We start from the raw sequence: 16881 nt of genomic DNA on the forward strand, positions 1-16881 counted from the left end.
GCTGTCCCCCTCACCGTAGGTGAACCCCCTGCCCGGGCTCCCCCCGGGGCCCGGACAGAGGGTGGCTCTCAGGCGGTGCGGCGGCGCAGGACGCGGAAGGCGAGCGCGACGGCCACGGCGGAGAGGACGAGCAGGATGCCGGTCTCGACGAGCTGGAGGGGCCAGAAATGGGAGGCGGGGTGGTAGTCGACGAACTGCGTCACCCCGCCGCGGGCGCGCATGCAGGCCACATGGTCGGTGAATCCGTCCACCGTGAAGCAGTCCTCACGGCCCACCTCCTGCCCCGAGGCGGTGAGCATCCCGGAGTCCAGGTGCCAGAAGGAGCCCTGCGGATACGCCTCCCCGGTGAGCCGAACCGACGGCCAGAGGCGATAGCGCAGCTTGCCCATCGCGAGTGCCACCAGCCCGAACAGGATGAAGGTGCCCGACGCGGCGATCAGCGTGCGGCGTACGACCATGGCACAGAGCGCCCCGAGTGCCACGGCGAGAGCCGTGTACCCGAGGGCCACCGGCCCGAGGGCGGGGTAGACGCCTTTCGCGTGCCATTCGAGGCCGAAGGCGTACGGGGAGCCGTCCACGGACGAGCGGCCCCAGCGGTAGACCAGCGCCAGGACGACCATCCCGGAGGTCACGAGTGCCAGGGGCGTGACCAGGCGGACCGCCAGCCATTGCACGGGTGAGACGTCCTGGGTCCAGGCCTGCCGGTAGGTGCCGCTCTCCAGTTCGCGTGCGATCAGGGGGCCGGCCACGAAGACACCGGCGAGGGCCGCGAGCAGGAGCATCACCGTCCCGCCGTCCGCAAGGAAGGTCTCGGTTGCGGTGCGGGCGTAGGTCCCCAGGTACGTGCCGTCGCCGCACGGGGTGACATCACCGTCGGGGCACAGCTCCTCGGAACTGCGCACCGCGACCCAGATGCGCAGGCCCACCACGAAGGCGATGCCTGTCAGGAGCAGCGCGGCGGCCGACCACAAGGCCCGTCTGTGCTGTCGCAGCAGGACACGGACGGGGCCGCGCAGGGAAGGGCGGGGCGGGGTGAGGGTGCTCATATCGCGGCCACCTCCTCGCGGGCGTCCGCGCTCGGCGTGAGCAGGGCGGGGGCTTCGGGGGAGCGGAGGTGGGCCAGGAGCAGCTCCTCAAGGGTGGGCTCCGTGACGTCCCAGGCGGTGTGGTCCACCGGGCCCTCCCTCCGTACGAGCGCGGTGAGCTGACGTCCCGTCGTGCGGGATTCGACGACCGTGTGCGGGGCGAGGTCGCGGGCCTGGCCGGTCAGCACGGAGTGCGCGGCGACGATGTCGTCGCTCTCACCGCCGAGGCGCACCCGGCCGCCGTCGACGAACAGGAGGTAGTCGCAGGCGCCCTCCAGCTCGGTCAGGATGTGCGAGGACATCACGATGGTCGTTCCGTGTTCGGCGGCATCGGCCATCAGGACGCCCATCAGCTGGTGACGCACGAGCGGGTCGAGGTCGGCCATCGGCTCGTCCAGCAGCATCAGTTCGGGTCGCTTGCCCAGCGCGAGAGCGAGGGCGAGCCGGGTGCGCTGCCCGCCGGAGAGCGTCCGGACCTTCGCGTCCTGGGGAAGCGTGCCGGCGATCCGGTCCGCGGCCGAGCGGTCCCAGGTGGCGGGATTGAGCTCGGCCCCGGCCCACAGGGTGTCGGCCACGGTGAGCTGCGGGTAGAGCGGCTTGTCCTGGGAGACGTACGCGATGCGGGGGCGGGCCTCGGCGGGCGTGGAGCCGAGGACCCGTACCGACCCCTCGGAGGGCCGGAGCAGGCCGGCGGCGAGGGTGAGCAGGGTGGACTTCCCGGCGCCGTTGGGTCCGACGAGAGCGCATATCCGTCCCGTGGGCAGCCGGAACGAGCAGTCGCGCAGCGCCCACCCGCGCTTTCGCCCGTAGGTCATACCGAGGCCGTTCGCCTCGATTGCTGCACCTGTCATGAGTGCGGGTCCCCCTTGAATGTGCTGTTCAGTACGTCGGTGAAGAGCGCGCTCACGTCGTCCTTGTCCAGGCCGGCGGCGCGGGCCCTGCGGGTCCACTCGGCGAGCTCGGCACGCAGCGGCGGGTCGGTCGTGACCGCCGCGCTGCCGAGGGTCCGGCGGACGAAGGTGCCCAGGCCCCGGCGGGCCTCGACGAGCCCTTCGCGTTCCAGTTCGCGGTAGGCCTTGAGCACGGTGTTCGGATTGATGGCCGTGGCTTCGACGACCTCGCGGGCCGTGGGCAGCCGGTCGCCCGGCTCCAGCACACCGAGGCGGAGTGCCTGTTTGGTCTGCTGCACGATCTGGAGGTAGGTGGCGACGCCGCTGCGCCGGTCGATACGGAACTCGACCGCTGCGGACTCTGCCATGTACACCACCCTTTCACTAATTGAGTAGTGAAAGGGTGCCCCAAGGGAGGGGCGACGTCAAGTGACGCCGCCCCTCGGGGTTTTGGTGCTGCTCAGGACTCCGTGCGGTACATCAGGTCGACCTCGTGCGTGGCGAAGCCCATCCGCTCGTAGACGGACAGGGCCGCCAGGTTGTCGGCGTCGACGTAGAGCATGGCTGTCGGGAGCCCTCGGGAGGCCAGATACCGCAGTCCGATCGCCGTGAGCGCCTTGCCGAGGCCGCCGCCCTGGGCGTCGGGCCTGATGCCGACGACGTAGACCTCGCCCAGCTCCTCCTCGGCGTGCACCTTCGTCCAGTGGAAGCCGATGATCTCGCCGTCGCGCTCGGCGAGGAAGAAGCCGTCCGGGTCGAACCAGGGCTCGGACTTGCGGTCGTCCAGGTCCCGCTGGGTGAGCGAACCCTGCTCGGGATGGTGGGCAAACGCGGCGCTGTTGACGGTGAGCCAGGCTGCGTCGTCCTGACCCGGTACGAAGGTGCGGACGGTGACGCCGGGCGGCAGGGCCGGCTCGGCGATGTCGAGGGAGTCCAGCGGGCGTCGCAGCTGGCGCAGTTCGCGGAAGAGGGAGAGGCCGAGCACCTGCGCAAGGTGCCGGGCGGCCGACTTGCCACCGTGTGCCCAGACCCGCAGCCGCTTCCCTGTCGCGGCGAGGAGCGCGGCACCCAGGGCCCGGCCGTGCCCGCGGCCCCGGTGGACGGGGGCCACGACCAGCTCGGCGGCGGGGGCCTCGACGGGATCGGCGTCCTCCAGCTGCGCGTATCCGGCCAGCACACCGTCGACGGTGAGCAGGAAATGCCGGACGCCCTCACGGTGACCGCCCCTCAACTGCAGCCGCCCCTGCTCGGAGACGGCCTGCCGGCCATCGGTCCCGGCGGCCTCGCCGAGGAGGGTGAGGACGGCGTCGGCCTGCTCGGGGGTGAGCGCGTCGAGGGTCTCGATCTCGCGCCCGGGTGAGGGGAGGGGTGCGTCAGTCGTCATGGGTACGAGCGTACGGGGCGGGGGTGGGGCGCCGGGGCAGGCTGTCGCACGGCCCGCAGGGGCGCCGTCCGCCCGCCTCGTCAGCGGGTGCCGGCCCCGTCGTGCAGCACTTCATGGGCGATGCGGGAGAGGTCGTCCGTGGTGGGCATCAGTTCCCGTACGCCCGGGGGAAGGCCCGCGTACGTGCTCACCGCGAGGGGCTGGTTCTGCGACTGGAGGGCGAACTCGACGGTCGTCGCGTCCTGGCTCTCCGCGATGAGGATGCCAAGCGTCCGGTCGTCCCGTTCCGGGTCGCGCAGGAGGCGGTCCACCGCAGTGACGTAGAAGCTGAGCTGCCCCAGGTGCGAGGGGTGAGCCTTGGTGGTCTTCAGCTCGACCACCACGAAGCGGTGCAGCCTGAAGTGGTAGAAGAGCAGGTCGATGCGGAACTCCGTATCGCCCACGGTGAGGGGGTACTGGCGACCGACGAAGGCGAACCCGAAGCCGAGCTCGGTGAGGAACTGGATGATCCTGCTCGTCAGCGCGTCTTCGAGCTCGCGCTCGGCGGCGGTGTCCGACAGCTGGGTGAACTCCAGGCGGTACGGATCCTTGAAGATCTGCGTCGCGGCCTCGGACTGCTCCGGGATGGTGACGTCGAAGTTGTTGGCGGCCGCGCCTTGGGCCAGATGGAGCTCGCTGCGGATGTGCGTGCTGAGGCGGTCACGGGACCAGCCGTGGTGGACGGCGTGCTGGGCGTAGAAGTCCAGCTCGAAGCGGGTTCTGCACTTGTCCATGACGAGCTGGAGGTGGCCCCAGGGCAATTGCGCAGCAGCTTGCTGCGCAAATTGTTCGGTCCATGTTCGAGCCATCTGCTGCATGTACTGCAGATTGCGCGCACTGAACCCCCGCTGGTTCGGAAACTCGGTCCGCAGCTCCGTGGCGATGCGGTCGACGACCTTCGTCCCCCACTTCTCGCCGCCCTGCCTCTCCAGGATCGTCCGGCCGATCTGCCAGTACATCTGGAGCATCTCGGTGTTCACCTTGAGCTGTGCGCGTACGTGCGCGCCTCTTACGATCGACTTGAGGTCGTCGAGCATGTCGTAGAAGCCCGAGGGAAGTTCGCCCCGGTGCTGGGCCGGCACCACTGCCTCGCCTGTGAGTTCGTTGTTCATAAGTGCAGGATTCCGTCACGTATGGCTGCGGTGACGTTTCTGCTCGCATATGTGCCCCCTACGGGTGATCAGCCCGTCTCCGAGTACGAAGCAACCAGTTCGTAACCCCGGACACCTGTCGCGCTACGCGCGTTGACTCTAGGCTGCCGCACGCAGGATCCAGACACTCACAAGGGGACCGATGTCAGCGACTCCGCAGAAGAACCGTGTGCCCCGGCGGGTGCTCGCCGCCACCGCCGGGCTCGTCACCGTCGGCGCGCTCGTCGCCGCGATGCCGGCGGGTGCCCATGACAGGGGCCACGGCCACCACCCGTCCCGCACGGTCGACGTGCAGCTGCTCTCCTTCAACGACCTGCACGGCAACCTGGAGCCGCCGGCCGGTTCGGCGGGGACGGTCAGTGAGAAGCAGGCCGACGGCACGGTGAAGTCGGTCCCGGCCGGTGGCGTCGAGTACCTCGCGACCTCGCTGCGCACCGCGCGCAAGGGGAACCCGTACTCCGTCACGGCGGCCGGCGGCGACATGGTGGGCGCGAGCCCGCTGCTGTCAGGGCTGTTCCACGACGAGCCCACCATCGAGGCGCTCAACGGGCTCGACCTCGACGTGACGGCCGTGGGCAACCACGAGTTCGACGAGGGGGCCACGGAGCTGGCCCGTCTGCAGAACGGCGGCTGCCACCCGGTCGAGGGCTGCTACGCGAAGGGCAAGAAGTTCGAGGGCGCGGACTTCCCCTACCTCGCGGCCAACGTGACGAACGAGAAGACCGGCAAGCCGATCCTCAAGCCGTACACGGTCTGGAAGAAGAACGGCGTCAAGATCGGCTTCATCGGGGTGACCCTGGAGGGCACGCCGAACATCGTCACGGCCAACGGCGTCAAGGGTCTGAAGTTCCACGACGAGATCGAGACGGTCAACAAGTACGCCAAGGAGCTGGACCGTCAGGGCGTCAAGTCCATCGTCGCGCTGATCCACGAGGGCGGGGCCCCGGCCTCCTCCTCGTACAACTACGACTGCGACAGCCCCGGCGCCGGTGACGGCATCTCCGGGCCGATCGTCGACATCGCCAAGGGCATCACGCCGAAGGTCGACGCCCTGGTCACGGGCCACACCCACCAGGCGTACGTCTGCACGGTCCCGGACCCGTCGGGCAAGCCGCGCATGGTCACCTCGGCGTCGTCGTTCGGCAAGCTCTACACCGACACGACCCTCACCTACGACCGTCGCACCAAGGACATCGTGCGTACGTCGGTGGAGTCGGCCAACCACATCGTCAGCCGGGATCAGGCCAAGGCCACCGACATGACGGCGCTGATCGCCCGCTGGAACACGCTCGCCGCACCCATCGCGGGCCGGCCGCAGGGCTTCATCTCCGCCGACATCAACGGCCGCGGCTCCACGGCCCCCGAGAAGCCGCTCGGCAACCTGATCGCCGACGCCCAGCTGGAGGGCCTGGCTCCCGCGGACAAGGGCGGCGCGGTCGTCGCGTTCATGAACCCGGGCGGTATCCGCTCCGACCTGGTGTACACGGCGTCCGGCGGTGAGGGCGACGGAGTGGTGACGTACGGCGAGGCGTTCACGGTCCAGCCGTTCACCAACATGATGAACGTCGTCGACCTGACCGGCGCGCAGCTGGTCACCGCGCTCCAGCAGCAGGTCAGCGGATCCAACGAGGCGTCCCCGAAGATCCTCCAGGCCTCCAAGGGCCTCACCTACACGCTGGACATGACGAAGTCGGGCGCCGACCGCGTGGTCGCCTCCTCGATCCTGCTCAATGGTGAGGCGATCGACCCGGCGAAGACGTACCGCGTCGCGATGAACGAGTTCCTCGCGGGTGGCGGCGACGGCTTCGCGGCCCTCGGCCAGGGCACGAACAAGCTGGTCGGTGCGTCCGACCTGGACCTGTTCAACGCCTACCTGGCTGCCCACTCCACGGCCTCCGCGCCGCTGGCCCCGCCGGCCACGGACCGGATCACGATCGTGCAGTAGTTCCGGTGCGTGGGAGCGTTCAGCCGCTCCCACGGGCCCGGAGACCGACGGCCCGCCACGTCACGTGGCGGGCCGTCGGCTTGTTCAGGCCGGCCCGGGGACGAAGATGTCGTGGCCCCCCACTCGGCGCCACAGGATGTGAGTCTCCCCGGGACGGACTTCGTCTCCGTACTGCCAGGTGGCACGACCGTCCGGCGCCCAGGTCATCTCCATGACAGGGCGTGCGCCCTGCGGCAAGGAGATGCCCTGAACCGGCTTGACCCGGAGTCCGGGTCGGAACTGCCCCAACTCCACATCCGGAACGAACTTCTTCCGGATGACGTCCTCGAAGCGCTTCCGCTCCTCAGGCTTCAAGGCCTTGAAGTCGCGCTTGAAGTGGGCAGCCGTCTCAGAAGTGGGCAATCGGGCCTCCCGGTGTCAGGGGTCAGTCTTCGTCGAGGTGCGCGAACATGCTGTCCGTGTCCTCGTGGACGGCGGTGCGAGCGGCAGCGATGTCCTCGCTGGTTCTGCGCTCGCCCTCCTGCCACTCCGGAGTCCAGAACCAGGCCTGGTCGGAGCGGATCTTGGTGAGTCCGTGCACCGTCACTTCACCGGCGCCGGTGATCTCGAACTCGATTTCGTCGCCCTGGTTCACCCCGAGGGCTGCCCGAATGGCCTTGGGCAGTGTGATCTGCCCGTTCTTTCGCAGTATGGCTGTGGCTCCAGTCACGCAATGACCTCCTACCTCTGTCGCCATCCTCGCCAAGGTAGCGCGAAATGCGAATATTGCGAGTTTGGGAAATTCGCAATCGTGCATTGCGTTGCTTGTTGCCGGGGTTGCCTCCTGGGAGGGCTCCCGGCGGCGATCCGGTCGGGCGGTGGGGCGCGGTCGGACGGTGGTCGACGGGTTCCGGCCACGCGGGCGTCGGTGGCGAGACGACCCTGTTCCGTCATTGAGGTGTGCCCGACATAATTCGAGCCCCCACGGCCCCCGGAGGCACACGCCCATGAGTCCGTACACCGCCACCCGCCGGAGCTTTCTCACCGGCTCGCTCGCAGTCACCGCCGGAGTCCTCCTCGGCGGGACGTCCGCAGCCGCCTCCCGCGCGCTCGGCACGCAGGACTGGATGGGCGGCATAGCCGACTCCACCCCGCTGCGACGCCTCACGATCCCGGGGACGCACAACGCCGGTGCGCGCTACGGCGGCCCCTGGACGGCGTGCCAGAACACGACCGTGGCCCAGCAACTGGACAGCGGCATACGTTTTCTCGACGTCCGGTGCCGGATCAGCGGTGACGCGTACGCGATCCACCACGGGGCCTACTACCAGAACCTGAATTTCGACGACGTCCTTGGTGCCTGCCGGGACTTCCTGGCCAGGCACCCTTCGGAGACCGTGCTGATGCGCGTCAAGCAGGAGTACTCGGAGGAGAGCGACGCCGCGTTCCGGCGGATCTTCGACATCTACCTCGACGACAAGGGCTGGCGCCCGCTCCTGCGTCTCGACTCCACCCTCCCGGACCTCGGCGGTGCACGCGGCAAGGTGGTCGTCCTCGCCGACAACGGCGGTCTGCCCGGGGTCCGGTACGCAGACCCGGCGCTCTTCGACATCCAGGACGACTACATGGCCGAGCCGGGAGCCAAGTACCCGAAGATCCAAGCGCAGTTCCGCAAGGCAGCCCAACAGCCCGGCAAGCTGTTCATGAACTACGTCAGCACGGCGGCCCTGCTGCCGCCGCGCTGGAACTCCGACCGGCTCAACCCGCAGGTGCACGCGTTCCTCGACGGGTCGGAGGCGACGGGCTGGACCGGCCTCGGAATCGTCCTGCTGGACTACCCGGCGACCCGCTCGGGCCTGGTCGAGTCGCTGATCCGGCACAACCCGGCTGGCTGAGGCGTTCCTACGCCGGGGACGCAGCCGTGTGTGCGGCCCGCTTGACGGCGTAGGCGCACAGCCGCGTTCCGTAGAGGTCCAGGGCGTCGTCGGGGCCCTCGTCGTAGTGGGCGGCCACCTCGGGCCACCGGTCCCACGCGTAGAGGCGGGCGTGGCGGCGGTCGTCGTCCGTGCGGGCGGGAGCGTCGACCCGGCGGTTGTCCAGCCACCGCTGCCACTCCTGGTGAGCAGCCGGGTCGGCCGTGAGCTCCTTGTCCGGCGGGCGGACCGTCTCGGTCCGCCGGTCCCGGGCGAGAGCGGCGGTGATGTACGCGGCAGGCCGTGCGGGACGCCAGTCGACGGCCAGGCCGATGAGTTCCGCGGCGATGTCATGGGCCTCAAGGCCGCGGTCGATCAATGGGCGCAGGGCGAAGGCCAGGCGGCGGAGCCCCTCCGGCTGTGTCCAGCCGACGAGCGGTCGGACCTGCCGGGCGACCTCGATGTCGCGGGCCGCCTGCCACGGGCTCCGGAGCGACGGGCGGCCTCCGTTCCTGACTCTTCTGGTGCTTCGGTTCGCCCGCGAGGTGTAGTTGATCCCACCGTCGAGTTCAGCAGGAGGGACGTCGTGGTGGGGCCCAAGAGAATGGGGTGCACGCTCCCCGGGACAGACGGTGTTCGTGCGCTGCTTTTCCACAGGGTGCGACGCGGCGCGGACGGCGCTGACCGCGCGCAGCCGCCCCCTGTCCGTCACCCCGAGCAGTCGGGCGCCGTAGCCGGTGCCGTCGAGCCGGTGTCCCATCGCCTCGTCGTACGCGGCCGGGATCGTCGCCGCGTAGATGGTTGCCGTAGCCGTGTAGGCGCGCCCCGGGAGCCGAAGGTTTCTCTTCGTTCCGTGCCGGTGCCATGCCAGCGCGCCCAGCTCCCGCAGGACCCGGACATGGCGCTTCACCGTCGCTGTCGACACTCCGCACCGGGCTGCGGTGCCTTCGAGGTCGTACAGGACGAGTCCCCGCCGGTAGTCCATCCGCGCAGCGAGATCCCGGGCCACGGCAAGTGTGGTTCCGCTCGCGCGCGGGTGGAGGCCCTCGGCGGTCATCCAGGCCACGGCAGGCAGCCACGCACGCGGTCGGGCGTGGCGGGCGGAGGTCGAGTCGACCTCCTGGAAGGCGCGGGGAACGGGGACGTGTGCCGGACCAGGGCATGCGGGAGGAGCGCAGCGCGAGGCCGCGCCGGTGGTGCGGCGCATCAGGTTCCGTAGGAGTGGGGCGGGCCGGTGACCGGGCCTGCCGGTGAATCACGGCGGGCTGTCAGGCCGCAACCGCCGTGCGGGCAGACGAGATGAGCGCTATGCGGCAGGCTTCGCGTCTCCGGAGAGGGTGAACCACACCGCCTTGTGGCAGGGGGCGCAGCACCCGCAGACGTCCGATCCCCACGCCGAGGCCAGCGCTTCCAGGAGGATCAGCCCCCGCCCGCACTCCTGCGCGGGGCCGGTGCGGAACCCGCCTGCCGGGGGTGCGGTCCAGGGCGCGTCATCGGCGACGGAGACGGTCACCTGCTCCGGACCGATCGCCACATGAACACGGATCAGTGAAGTGCGGGTGTGGCGGTGGGCGTTCGCCACGACCTCGGTGACGCAGAGGCGGGCATCGTCGACGATGCCGCTGTGCTGGGTGCCCGTGAGTAGTGAGGTGACGAAGTGCCGGGCGATCCCGGCCGAACGTGCGGTGCTGGGCAGGGAGAGCCGGTAGTCCTCGCCGTCCTTCCGGTACGGCGATGCGGAGGGTGCGGTGGTGTGGACGCTGGTCATGTCGTTCTCCCCACGTGGTGCGCTCCGTACGGGCGCGCTGCTCGTTGACCGTGGTGGTGGCCGTACGGACGCACTCGTCTCAAGGTGCTCTGACACGGCCGCACTTCGGGCGGATGGCATGTGGTGCGGTGTCTTCGCGGAGCCATTCACAGTCCATAACTAGTGATACGACATCCGATAATTTGAGTAACGAACGTCCGATGGATCGGGTACGGCCACACTGAGATCCGATGAGAGGAGGCTCTGATGCCGCCAAGGAAGTTGCTCACGGTGCGGCAGCGCCGGCTGGGCTCCGAGCTGCGCAGAGTCAGAGAGCATGCAGGCCTGACGCTGGCCCAGGCCGCAGAGCGCTTGGGAGCAGATCGCACCGCCATCAGCAACACCGAATCAGGGCGATTCGGGGTGAGCCCTCAGCGGGTACGCGCCTGGGCCGACCACTACCAATGCCCTGACGCGGCATACGTCGATGCTCTCGCCGCCATGGCTGCGGAGCGGGTGAGTGGTTGGTGGGAACATCACCGTGGCGAGCTGTCCAGCGACGCGCTCGATCTGGCCGAGCTGGAGCACCACGCTGCTGCCATTCGATCTGTGCAGGTCATGTATATGCCTGGCTTGCTCCAGACCGAGGACTATGCCCGCAGTGTCTTCGCCGAAAGCGTTCCGCCGCCCGATCCGGCGCGCCAACGGCGGCAGGTATCCCACCGGCTGCAACGCCGCGATGTCCTGGACCGGCAGGATCCGCTCGCCTGCGTGTTCCTGATTCACGAGGCCGCGCTGCGAATGACCTATGGAAACCCGGCCGTGGCGCGCGGCCAGCTTGCGCACCTGCTGCAGGAATCCGACCGTGACAACGTCACGGTCCGAGCGATCCCCTTCGCTGCGGGCGGTTTCCCGTTCGCGAGCAGTTCGGCACACTACGTGTACGGGCCCGTGCAGCAACTGGACACCGTGCAGGTGGACACCGCGACCGGTTCGTCATTCCTCGATGCGGAAACGAGTCTGGTGAACTGGCGGGTCGCGCTGGACCGGACGGAGGAGCGGTCACTCGACCCGGTTCGTTCGCGGGACTTCATTCGAAAGATCGCACAACAAGTATGAAGGCGTAGGGGTCATGGAAATCCAGTGGCGCAAGTCCTCGAAGTCCTCGAACGCCGAGGGCTCCGACTGCCTCGAACTGGCCGAGCACGACGGCGAGATACTGCTGCGCGAGAGCGACAACCCGGACGTGGTCGTGCGCACCACCCGGGCAAAGCTGCGGGCCTTCCTCGGCGGGGCCAAGGAGGGCGAGTTCGACGACCTGGCCTGAGCGGGAGGGTGTTCGCTCGGGGGCCGGGGCGCAGACGGCCGGGTGGCCGGACTCGGCGAGGGGAGCGCGGGTGTCAGGTCGCCGACTCGTGTCCGCCGCTGGGCGCATGGCTCAGGTCCACGACGCAGAAGATGTTTCCGTCCGGGTCGGCGAGAACGACGAAGTCGGGCTCAGGCGGGTAGAGGTCCCATTCGACGGTCCGCGCGCCGAGACCGACCAGCCTCCGGATCTCCGCTCGCTGTTCCTCGGCAGAATCCACGAACAGGTCCAGATGGAGGCGGGGCCGCGGCTCGACGGGTGAGGCGCTGCGCAGCAGGCCAAGGGCCCGGCCGGATCCGTCGGGGCGGTTGAGCGTCCGCCACGTTTCGCTCTCCCCCTCCTGAGCGGCGACCAGGTTCAAGGCCGCGGTCCAGAAGGCCACTGCGCGGGGAAGGTCCGTGACACCGATGACAGGGATTCCGAGTCTCAGCATGAGAGCAGCCTAGCCAGGCCGTCGCTTTCGGATCTTGCATGATGACCGGCATAAACACGGAAGCCTGCGACCCGCCCGGGTCGACCGCCCTCCGCGACATCTTCCCGTCCCGTCCCGAGGCGGTGCCGGGACCGGATTTCTCACCGCCCCGGCGGCGGCTGGGTCGCTCCCGGGAGCCGGATCGAGGCGACCGTGCCGCCGCCCTCGGCCGGGCTCAGGCCGATCTCGCCGCCCGCACTCGCCAAAGGTCTCTCGCTTGCGTTTCTTTCGAATTATGCCATGCTTGGCAGACCCTCAAAGGAGACAGAGCATGCACGGCACCACGGAAGACCGCACTCTCCTGCCCGAACACCGTGCGGAGATCGCTGAGCTCTGCGCTTTCCTCGATCGAACGCCCCAAGCGGTGGAGCCTGCACTGCTGCGTGGTCCCGACGGCAGTACGCGCACCCTGCCGTCGGAGGTCTACGAAGCTTTGGTGGTGGTGGTGAGGGCACTGTCGGAAGGCAAAGCCGTGACCGTCGCCCCGGTGAACACCACGCTCACCACTCAGGAGGCTGCCGACCTTCTAGGGGTCAGCCGACCGACTTTCGTCAAGATCCTGGACGAAGGAAGCGTCCCCTTCTCCCGCCCTGGCCGGCACCGCCGGGTGCTGCTGGCAGATGTGCTCGCATACAAGGAGAAGCGGCGTTCGCAGCGCCGCAGGGGCCTTGACCGGCTGTCCGAGCTGACCGAAGACGCGGGTCTGTACGACAACTGATCGACTGAGTAAGCCGAATCGACTGGAGCGATGTGCAGCGCGTCGTCCTGGACACTTGCGTCCTCTTCCCCAACTACCTGAGGGACACGCTTTTGCGCCTCGCCGAGGCGGAGCTCTACGAGCCTCTCTGGTCCAACGACATCCTTGACGAGCTGACGAGGAACGTCGCCGAACGAATCGGCGACGTCAAGGCCAAGGGGCTGGTCAGCGCAATGTCGGACACCTTCCCGGACAGTCTCGTGTCCGGATACGCGGCGCTCATGCCGGCCATGACGAACGACCCCAAGGATCGTCATGTGCTGGCGGCAGCCGTACGCGGCCAGGCGCATGGCGTCGTCACCCTGAACGTGAAGGACTTCCCCCCAGAGGCTTCGGAGCCGTTCGAGATCGAAGTGCTGCGCCCGGACGATTTCCTCTTGGATCTGCTCGACCTCGCCCCCGCAGAGGTGAGCTCCGTTCTTCGGGTGCAGGTGAGTCGATACCGCCGCGAGCCGCGTGACCTGCACGGTTTGCTGGACAGGCTGGATGCCGGGGGAGCCCCTCAGTTCGCCGCCGAGTTCCGCCGCCGCCTTTGAACGGATCCTTCTCACTGCCCCGGCGGCGGCTGGGGCGCTCCCGGGAGCCGGATCGAGGCGACCGTGCCGCCGTCCTCGGCCGGGGTCAGGCCGATCTCGCCGCCCGCCTGCTGGACCGTGCGGGCCACGATGGAGAGGCCGAGACCTGAGCCGGGCAGCTGGCGGGCCGACGGCGAGCGCCAGAAGCGGTCGAAGACGTGCGGGAGGTCCTCGGCGGGGATGCCGGGTCCGTGGTCCCGCACGGTCAGTTCGCCCCGGTGCAGGACGACCTCGATCGTTCCGCCCGTGGGGCTGAACTTCACCGCGTTGTCCAGCACGTTGACGACCGCCCGCTCCAGTGCGGCGGGCTCGGCGCGTACGTACCAGGGGGCCAGTTCGGCGGTGATGGTCAGCTCGGGGCCGCGCAGCCGGGCGCGTTGCAGGGCGGTCCGGGTGATGTCGTGCAGCGCGACCACCTGGAGGGGACCGGGCTGGGTGGCGTCCGGCCGCGAGAGCTCCTGGAGGTCGCCGATCAGGGCGGCCAGCTCTGTCATCTGCGCCTTGACCGAGGACATCAGGGCCTTGCGGTCGTCGGGCGGGATCGCTCGGCCCGTGTCGTCGCTGCGGGCGAGCAACTCGATGTTCGTGCGGAGCGAGGTGAGCGGGGTGCGCAGTTCGTGCCCGGCGTCCGCGATGAGCTGCGACTGGCGGTCGCGGGAGGTGGCCAGGGAGCTGGTCATGGAGTTGAAGGACCGGGAGAGGCGCGCGATCTCGTCCTCGCCCTCGGCGGGGATCCGGAGGGTCAGGTCCTCCGTCTCGGCCACGTGCGCGACGGCTCGGGCGAGATCGTCGACCGGTCGCAGGCCGGTACGGGCGACCCACAGACCGGCGGCACCCGCGCCCAAGACGCCGATGCCGGAGACGAGGAGCAGGACCCAGGCGAGAGTGGAGAGCGGTTCGGTGACTTCGCTCATGGGGCGCGCGATCGAGACCGCGAGGGTGCCGGACTCCGTCCCCGGTCCGCCCCGGACATCCAGCTGGGAGGTGTAGACCCGCATGTCCTCGCCGCCCTCGGCCGTCACCGAGTGCAGGGCGTAGGTCCGCTGCCGCTTGGCCACCTCCAGGTCCTCGTCGCCGACCGGCAGTTTCGACGTTCCCGGGGCGATGCAGACCGTGCCCTGGGAGTCGATGAGCTGGACCGTCACACCGGTGAAGGGCCGGGGTGGCAGCGAGGTGCCGCCGTTGCAGTACGTGTACAGGTTCGCCAGGTAGGGCTGGTCCACCTTCGAGCTGCGCAGCGACTCGTCCAGCTGGTGTTCCAGCTCCTGCCGCGTCACGAACCAGCACGCGGCGGCCACCGCCGCCACCGCCACCGCCACCGCGATGGCGACCAGCAGTGCGAGCCGTGAGCGCAGCGGCAGGGCGCGGAGCCGGCGGGGCAGGCCGGTCACCCGTCACCGCCACCCGAGCGCAGGGCGTACCCGACGCCCCGCACCGTGTGCACCAGACGCGGCTCGCCGCCCGCCTCCGTCTTGCGGCGCAGGTACATCACGTACACGTCCAGGGAGTTGGAGCTGGGCTCGAAGTCGAATCCCCAGACGGCCTTGAGGATCTGTTCGCGGGTCAGCACCTGCCGGGGGTGGGCCAGGAACATCTCCAGGAGGGTGAACTCGGTTCGGGTGAGCTCCACCGGGCGGGCCCCCCGGGTGACCTCGCGTGTGTTGAGGTCCATGCGGAGGTCCGCGAAGGACAGCACGTCGTCGTCGGGAAGGGCCCCGTCCGCCGTGACGGCGTAGGAGCTGCGGCGCAGCAGGGCGCGGATGCGGGCGAAGAGTTCGTCCAGCTCGAAGGGCTTGACCAGGTAGTCGTCGGCGCCGGCGTCGAGTCCGGTGACCCGGTCGCCGACGGTGTCGCGGGCGGTGAGCATCAGGATGGGCGTGGTCGAGCCGGTGGACCTGATACGGCGGGCGGCGGTGAGGCCGTCCATGCGGGGCATCTGGATGTCCAGGACGATCAGGTCGGGAGCGTACGACTCGGCCTTGGTCAGGGCGTCGTAGCCGTCCACGGCCACCTCGGTGCCGTAGCCCTCGAACGCGAGGCTGCGCTGCAGGGCCTCGCGTACGGCGGGCTCGTCGTCGACGATCAGAACGCGCTGCGGATCGTCTTCGGCGGGGCTCATCGCTTCGTCCTCTTCCTTCGGCGTGACGGGTGCTGTGTGCTGCGCTCTCAGCCTTGCACGGCCGCCGCGCGGCGTCGCGCGGCGCGTCGTCCCCGGCCGGTGGCACTGCGGATCTCGGGCGGACGGGCGGAAGCGGGCGCCGACGCGGACGCGGCCGAGGCGGCCAGTTCGGAGGCCAGCGCGAGCGGCAGGGCCAGATCGGACGGGCCGGCGGCCAAGGGGGCGGTGTCGGGGTTCATGGGGGCCTTTTCGTCAGGAGCCGTCGCCGGCGCGCAGGGTGTCCAGGTCGGCCTTCACGGTGTTGACCGGGATGGCGAAGCCGAGGCCCACGCTGCCCGCTGCCGAGCTGCCCGAGGTGCTGGACGAACTGGGCGAGTACATCGCGGAGTTGATGCCGATGATCTCGCCGTTCATGTTGATCAGGGCGCCGCCGGAGTTGCCGGGGTTGAGCGAGGCGTCGGTCTGGAGGGCCTTGTACGTCGTCTTGGACGAACCGGTCTCGCCGTTGAACTGCTGACCGCCGAACTCGAACGGCCAGTTCTGGCCGCCCTGTTGCTGCTGGCCCTGGCTCTGGTCCTCGTCCTTGGCGACCGTGACGTCGCGGTCCAGGGCGGAGACGATGCCGCTGGTGACCGTGCCGGTGAGCCCCTCGGGCGAGCCGATGGCCACGACCTGGTCGCCGACCTTCACCGAGGAGGAATCGCCCAGCGAGGCCGTCTTCAGCCCGCTCGCGCCCTGGAGCTTGATGAGCGCCAGGTCCTTGCCGGCGTCGGTGCCGACGACGTCGGCGGTGTACGTCTTCCCGGTGCTGAGGGCCACCTCGATCTTGGAGGCGCCGGAGATGACGTGGTTGTTGGTGACGATCTCGCCGTCCCCGGTGATGACCACGCCGGAACCGGTGGCCTCGCCGGACGAGGACGTGGCGCTGATCTCGACTATGGCCGGCGACACGGCCGCCGCCACACCGGAGACGGTGCCGGCGCTGCTCTGCGAGACGGTGGTCCCGTTGACGACACCGCTGGAGCCGGAGCTGCCGGAGCTGCCGCCCGCGAGCTCGCCGATGAGAGTGGCGGTGCCGCCGCCGACCGCTGCCGCGGCGATCGCCACGGCAGCCAGGAGGGCGAGCGGGCGCTTGACCCGGCGCTCGGGCTTCGGGGCGTCCGCGACCGGGGCGGGCCAGGGCGCCGGTGTGGGCCAGGCGTGGGCGGCGGCGGGCACCTCGGTGGTCGGCCGCTCGGGCCCGTAGGCCGGGGGCGGCGGGTAGGCCGCCTGGCCACCGGCGTACGGGTCACCGCCGTGCGAGCCGGTGCCGTACGGGTCGCCGCCGTGCGAGGAGCCTGTGCCGTACGAACCGTTGTCGTACGGACCGTTGTCGTGCGAGGGGGGCATCGGGTACTCGCCGCTCGGGCGGTGGCTGTCGGTCATGTCTACGAGCGTGGACAGCGAACATGAGAACAGC

20 protein-coding genes are annotated in these 16881 nt (G+C 69.7%); 6 read left to right on the forward strand and 14 right to left on the reverse strand.

Annotated elements, in window-relative coordinates; all coding sequences use genetic code 11:
- Positions 1–68: 68 nt before the first annotated feature.
- The 5 genes from ABZ441_RS20830 to ABZ441_RS20850 all read right to left on the reverse strand — a co-directional run bounded on the left by ABZ441_RS20830 (position 69) and on the right by ABZ441_RS20850 (position 4510).
- Positions 69–1046, reverse strand: coding sequence for an ABC transporter permease (locus tag ABZ441_RS20830; RefSeq protein WP_358976113.1), 978 nt, complete (start codon positions 1044–1046; stop codon positions 69–71).
- Positions 1043–1936, reverse strand: a complete 894-nt coding sequence (locus ABZ441_RS20835) for an ABC transporter ATP-binding protein (RefSeq protein WP_358976116.1) — start codon at positions 1934–1936, stop codon at positions 1043–1045. The genes ABZ441_RS20830 and ABZ441_RS20835 overlap by 4 nt, the downstream gene beginning before the upstream one ends.
- Positions 1933–2343 carry a GntR family transcriptional regulator gene (locus ABZ441_RS20840; protein ID WP_358976119.1) on the reverse strand — a complete coding sequence of 137 codons (411 nt, stop codon included), beginning with the start codon at positions 2341–2343 and terminating at the stop codon, positions 1933–1935. Before ABZ441_RS20840 ends, ABZ441_RS20835 begins: the two co-directional genes overlap by 4 nt.
- Positions 2344–2435: 92 nt before the next feature.
- Positions 2436–3359: a mycothiol synthase gene (gene mshD, locus ABZ441_RS20845; protein ID WP_358976122.1), complete on the reverse strand. Its 924-nt coding sequence runs from the start codon at positions 3357–3359 to the stop codon at positions 2436–2438.
- Positions 3360–3439: 80 nt separating this feature from the next.
- Complete coding sequence (locus ABZ441_RS20850; RefSeq protein ID WP_358976125.1) at positions 3440–4510, reverse strand: PDDEXK nuclease domain-containing protein; 1071 nt, start codon at positions 4508–4510, stop codon at positions 3440–3442.
- Positions 4511–4691: 181 nt separating this feature from the next.
- On the opposite strand from ABZ441_RS20850, the gene ABZ441_RS20855 reads away from it, so the two are divergent.
- Positions 4692–6494: a bifunctional metallophosphatase/5'-nucleotidase gene (locus ABZ441_RS20855; protein WP_358976128.1), complete on the forward strand. Its 1803-nt coding sequence runs from the start codon at positions 4692–4694 to the stop codon at positions 6492–6494.
- Positions 6495–6578: 84 nt separating this feature from the next.
- Here the strand turns inward: ABZ441_RS20855 and ABZ441_RS20860 are convergent, their stop codons facing one another.
- Positions 6579–6896: a hypothetical protein gene (locus ABZ441_RS20860; protein ID WP_358976131.1), complete on the reverse strand. Its 318-nt coding sequence runs from the start codon at positions 6894–6896 to the stop codon at positions 6579–6581.
- 22 nt (positions 6897–6918) lie between these two features.
- Positions 6919–7203 carry an AbrB/MazE/SpoVT family DNA-binding domain-containing protein gene (locus ABZ441_RS20865; RefSeq protein ID WP_358976134.1) on the reverse strand — a complete coding sequence of 95 codons (285 nt, stop codon included), beginning with the start codon at positions 7201–7203 and terminating at the stop codon, positions 6919–6921.
- A gap of 277 nt (positions 7204–7480) precedes the next feature.
- On the opposite strand from ABZ441_RS20865, the gene ABZ441_RS20870 reads away from it, so the two are divergent.
- A complete protein-coding gene (locus tag ABZ441_RS20870) occupies positions 7481–8368 on the forward strand; it encodes a phosphatidylinositol-specific phospholipase C domain-containing protein (RefSeq protein ID WP_358976137.1) in 888 nt (295 codons plus the stop codon).
- A gap of 7 nt (positions 8369–8375) precedes the next feature.
- Here the strand turns inward: ABZ441_RS20870 and ABZ441_RS20875 are convergent, their stop codons facing one another.
- Together ABZ441_RS20875 and ABZ441_RS20880 are read right to left on the reverse strand one after the other, a co-directional pair.
- On the reverse strand, positions 8376–9452 hold the full coding sequence (locus ABZ441_RS20875) for a cell wall protein (RefSeq protein ID WP_358976140.1): 1077 nt from the start codon (positions 9450–9452) through the stop codon (positions 8376–8378).
- Between the two features lie 240 nt (positions 9453–9692).
- Positions 9693–10154 carry an ATP-binding protein gene (locus ABZ441_RS20880; protein ID WP_358976143.1) on the reverse strand — a complete coding sequence of 154 codons (462 nt, stop codon included), beginning with the start codon at positions 10152–10154 and terminating at the stop codon, positions 9693–9695.
- 246 nt (positions 10155–10400) lie between these two features.
- Here ABZ441_RS20880 and ABZ441_RS20885 point away from each other — a divergent pair, with 246 nt between their 5' ends.
- Positions 10401–11252 (forward strand): helix-turn-helix transcriptional regulator, encoded by an 852-nt coding sequence (locus ABZ441_RS20885; RefSeq protein WP_358976147.1) that lies wholly within the window; start codon positions 10401–10403, stop codon positions 11250–11252.
- A 13-nt stretch (positions 11253–11265) separates the two neighbouring features.
- On the forward strand, positions 11266–11460 hold the full coding sequence (locus tag ABZ441_RS20890) for a DUF397 domain-containing protein (protein WP_358976150.1): 195 nt from the start codon (positions 11266–11268) through the stop codon (positions 11458–11460).
- Between the two features lie 73 nt (positions 11461–11533).
- On the opposite strand, the gene ABZ441_RS20895 is transcribed toward ABZ441_RS20890, so the two are convergent.
- Positions 11534–11932, reverse strand: a complete 399-nt coding sequence (locus ABZ441_RS20895; protein WP_358976153.1) for a VOC family protein — start codon at positions 11930–11932, stop codon at positions 11534–11536.
- A gap of 310 nt (positions 11933–12242) precedes the next feature.
- Here ABZ441_RS20895 and ABZ441_RS20900 point away from each other — a divergent pair, with 310 nt between their 5' ends.
- Positions 12243–12689, forward strand: a complete 447-nt coding sequence (locus ABZ441_RS20900) for a helix-turn-helix domain-containing protein (protein ID WP_358976156.1) — start codon at positions 12243–12245, stop codon at positions 12687–12689.
- A gap of 32 nt (positions 12690–12721) precedes the next feature.
- The gene (locus ABZ441_RS20905) at positions 12722–13264 is read left to right on the forward strand and encodes a PIN domain-containing protein (RefSeq protein WP_358976159.1); all 543 of its coding nucleotides are present in this window, start codon (positions 12722–12724) and stop codon (positions 13262–13264) included.
- A gap of 11 nt (positions 13265–13275) precedes the next feature.
- Here the strand turns inward: ABZ441_RS20905 and ABZ441_RS20910 are convergent, their stop codons facing one another.
- From ABZ441_RS20910 to ABZ441_RS20925, 4 genes are read right to left on the reverse strand one after another with little or no spacing between them, the layout of a single operon-like run.
- Complete coding sequence (locus ABZ441_RS20910; RefSeq protein WP_358976162.1) at positions 13276–14694, reverse strand: HAMP domain-containing sensor histidine kinase; 1419 nt, start codon at positions 14692–14694, stop codon at positions 13276–13278.
- A complete protein-coding gene (locus ABZ441_RS20915; RefSeq protein WP_358976165.1) occupies positions 14691–15422 on the reverse strand; it encodes a response regulator transcription factor in 732 nt (243 codons plus the stop codon). Before ABZ441_RS20915 ends, ABZ441_RS20910 begins: the two co-directional genes overlap by 4 nt.
- 47 nt (positions 15423–15469) lie before the next feature.
- Positions 15470–15661, reverse strand: a complete 192-nt coding sequence (locus ABZ441_RS20920) for a hypothetical protein (protein WP_358976168.1) — start codon at positions 15659–15661, stop codon at positions 15470–15472.
- A 13-nt stretch (positions 15662–15674) separates the two neighbouring features.
- Positions 15675–16847: a trypsin-like peptidase domain-containing protein gene (locus ABZ441_RS20925; protein WP_358976171.1), complete on the reverse strand. Its 1173-nt coding sequence runs from the start codon at positions 16845–16847 to the stop codon at positions 15675–15677.
- Between the last annotated feature and the right edge of the window lie 34 nt (positions 16848–16881).

The sequence above is a fragment of the Streptomyces sp. NPDC005752 genome, from assembly GCF_040630715.1.
Classification (GTDB): domain Bacteria; phylum Actinomycetota; class Actinomycetes; order Streptomycetales; family Streptomycetaceae; genus Streptomyces.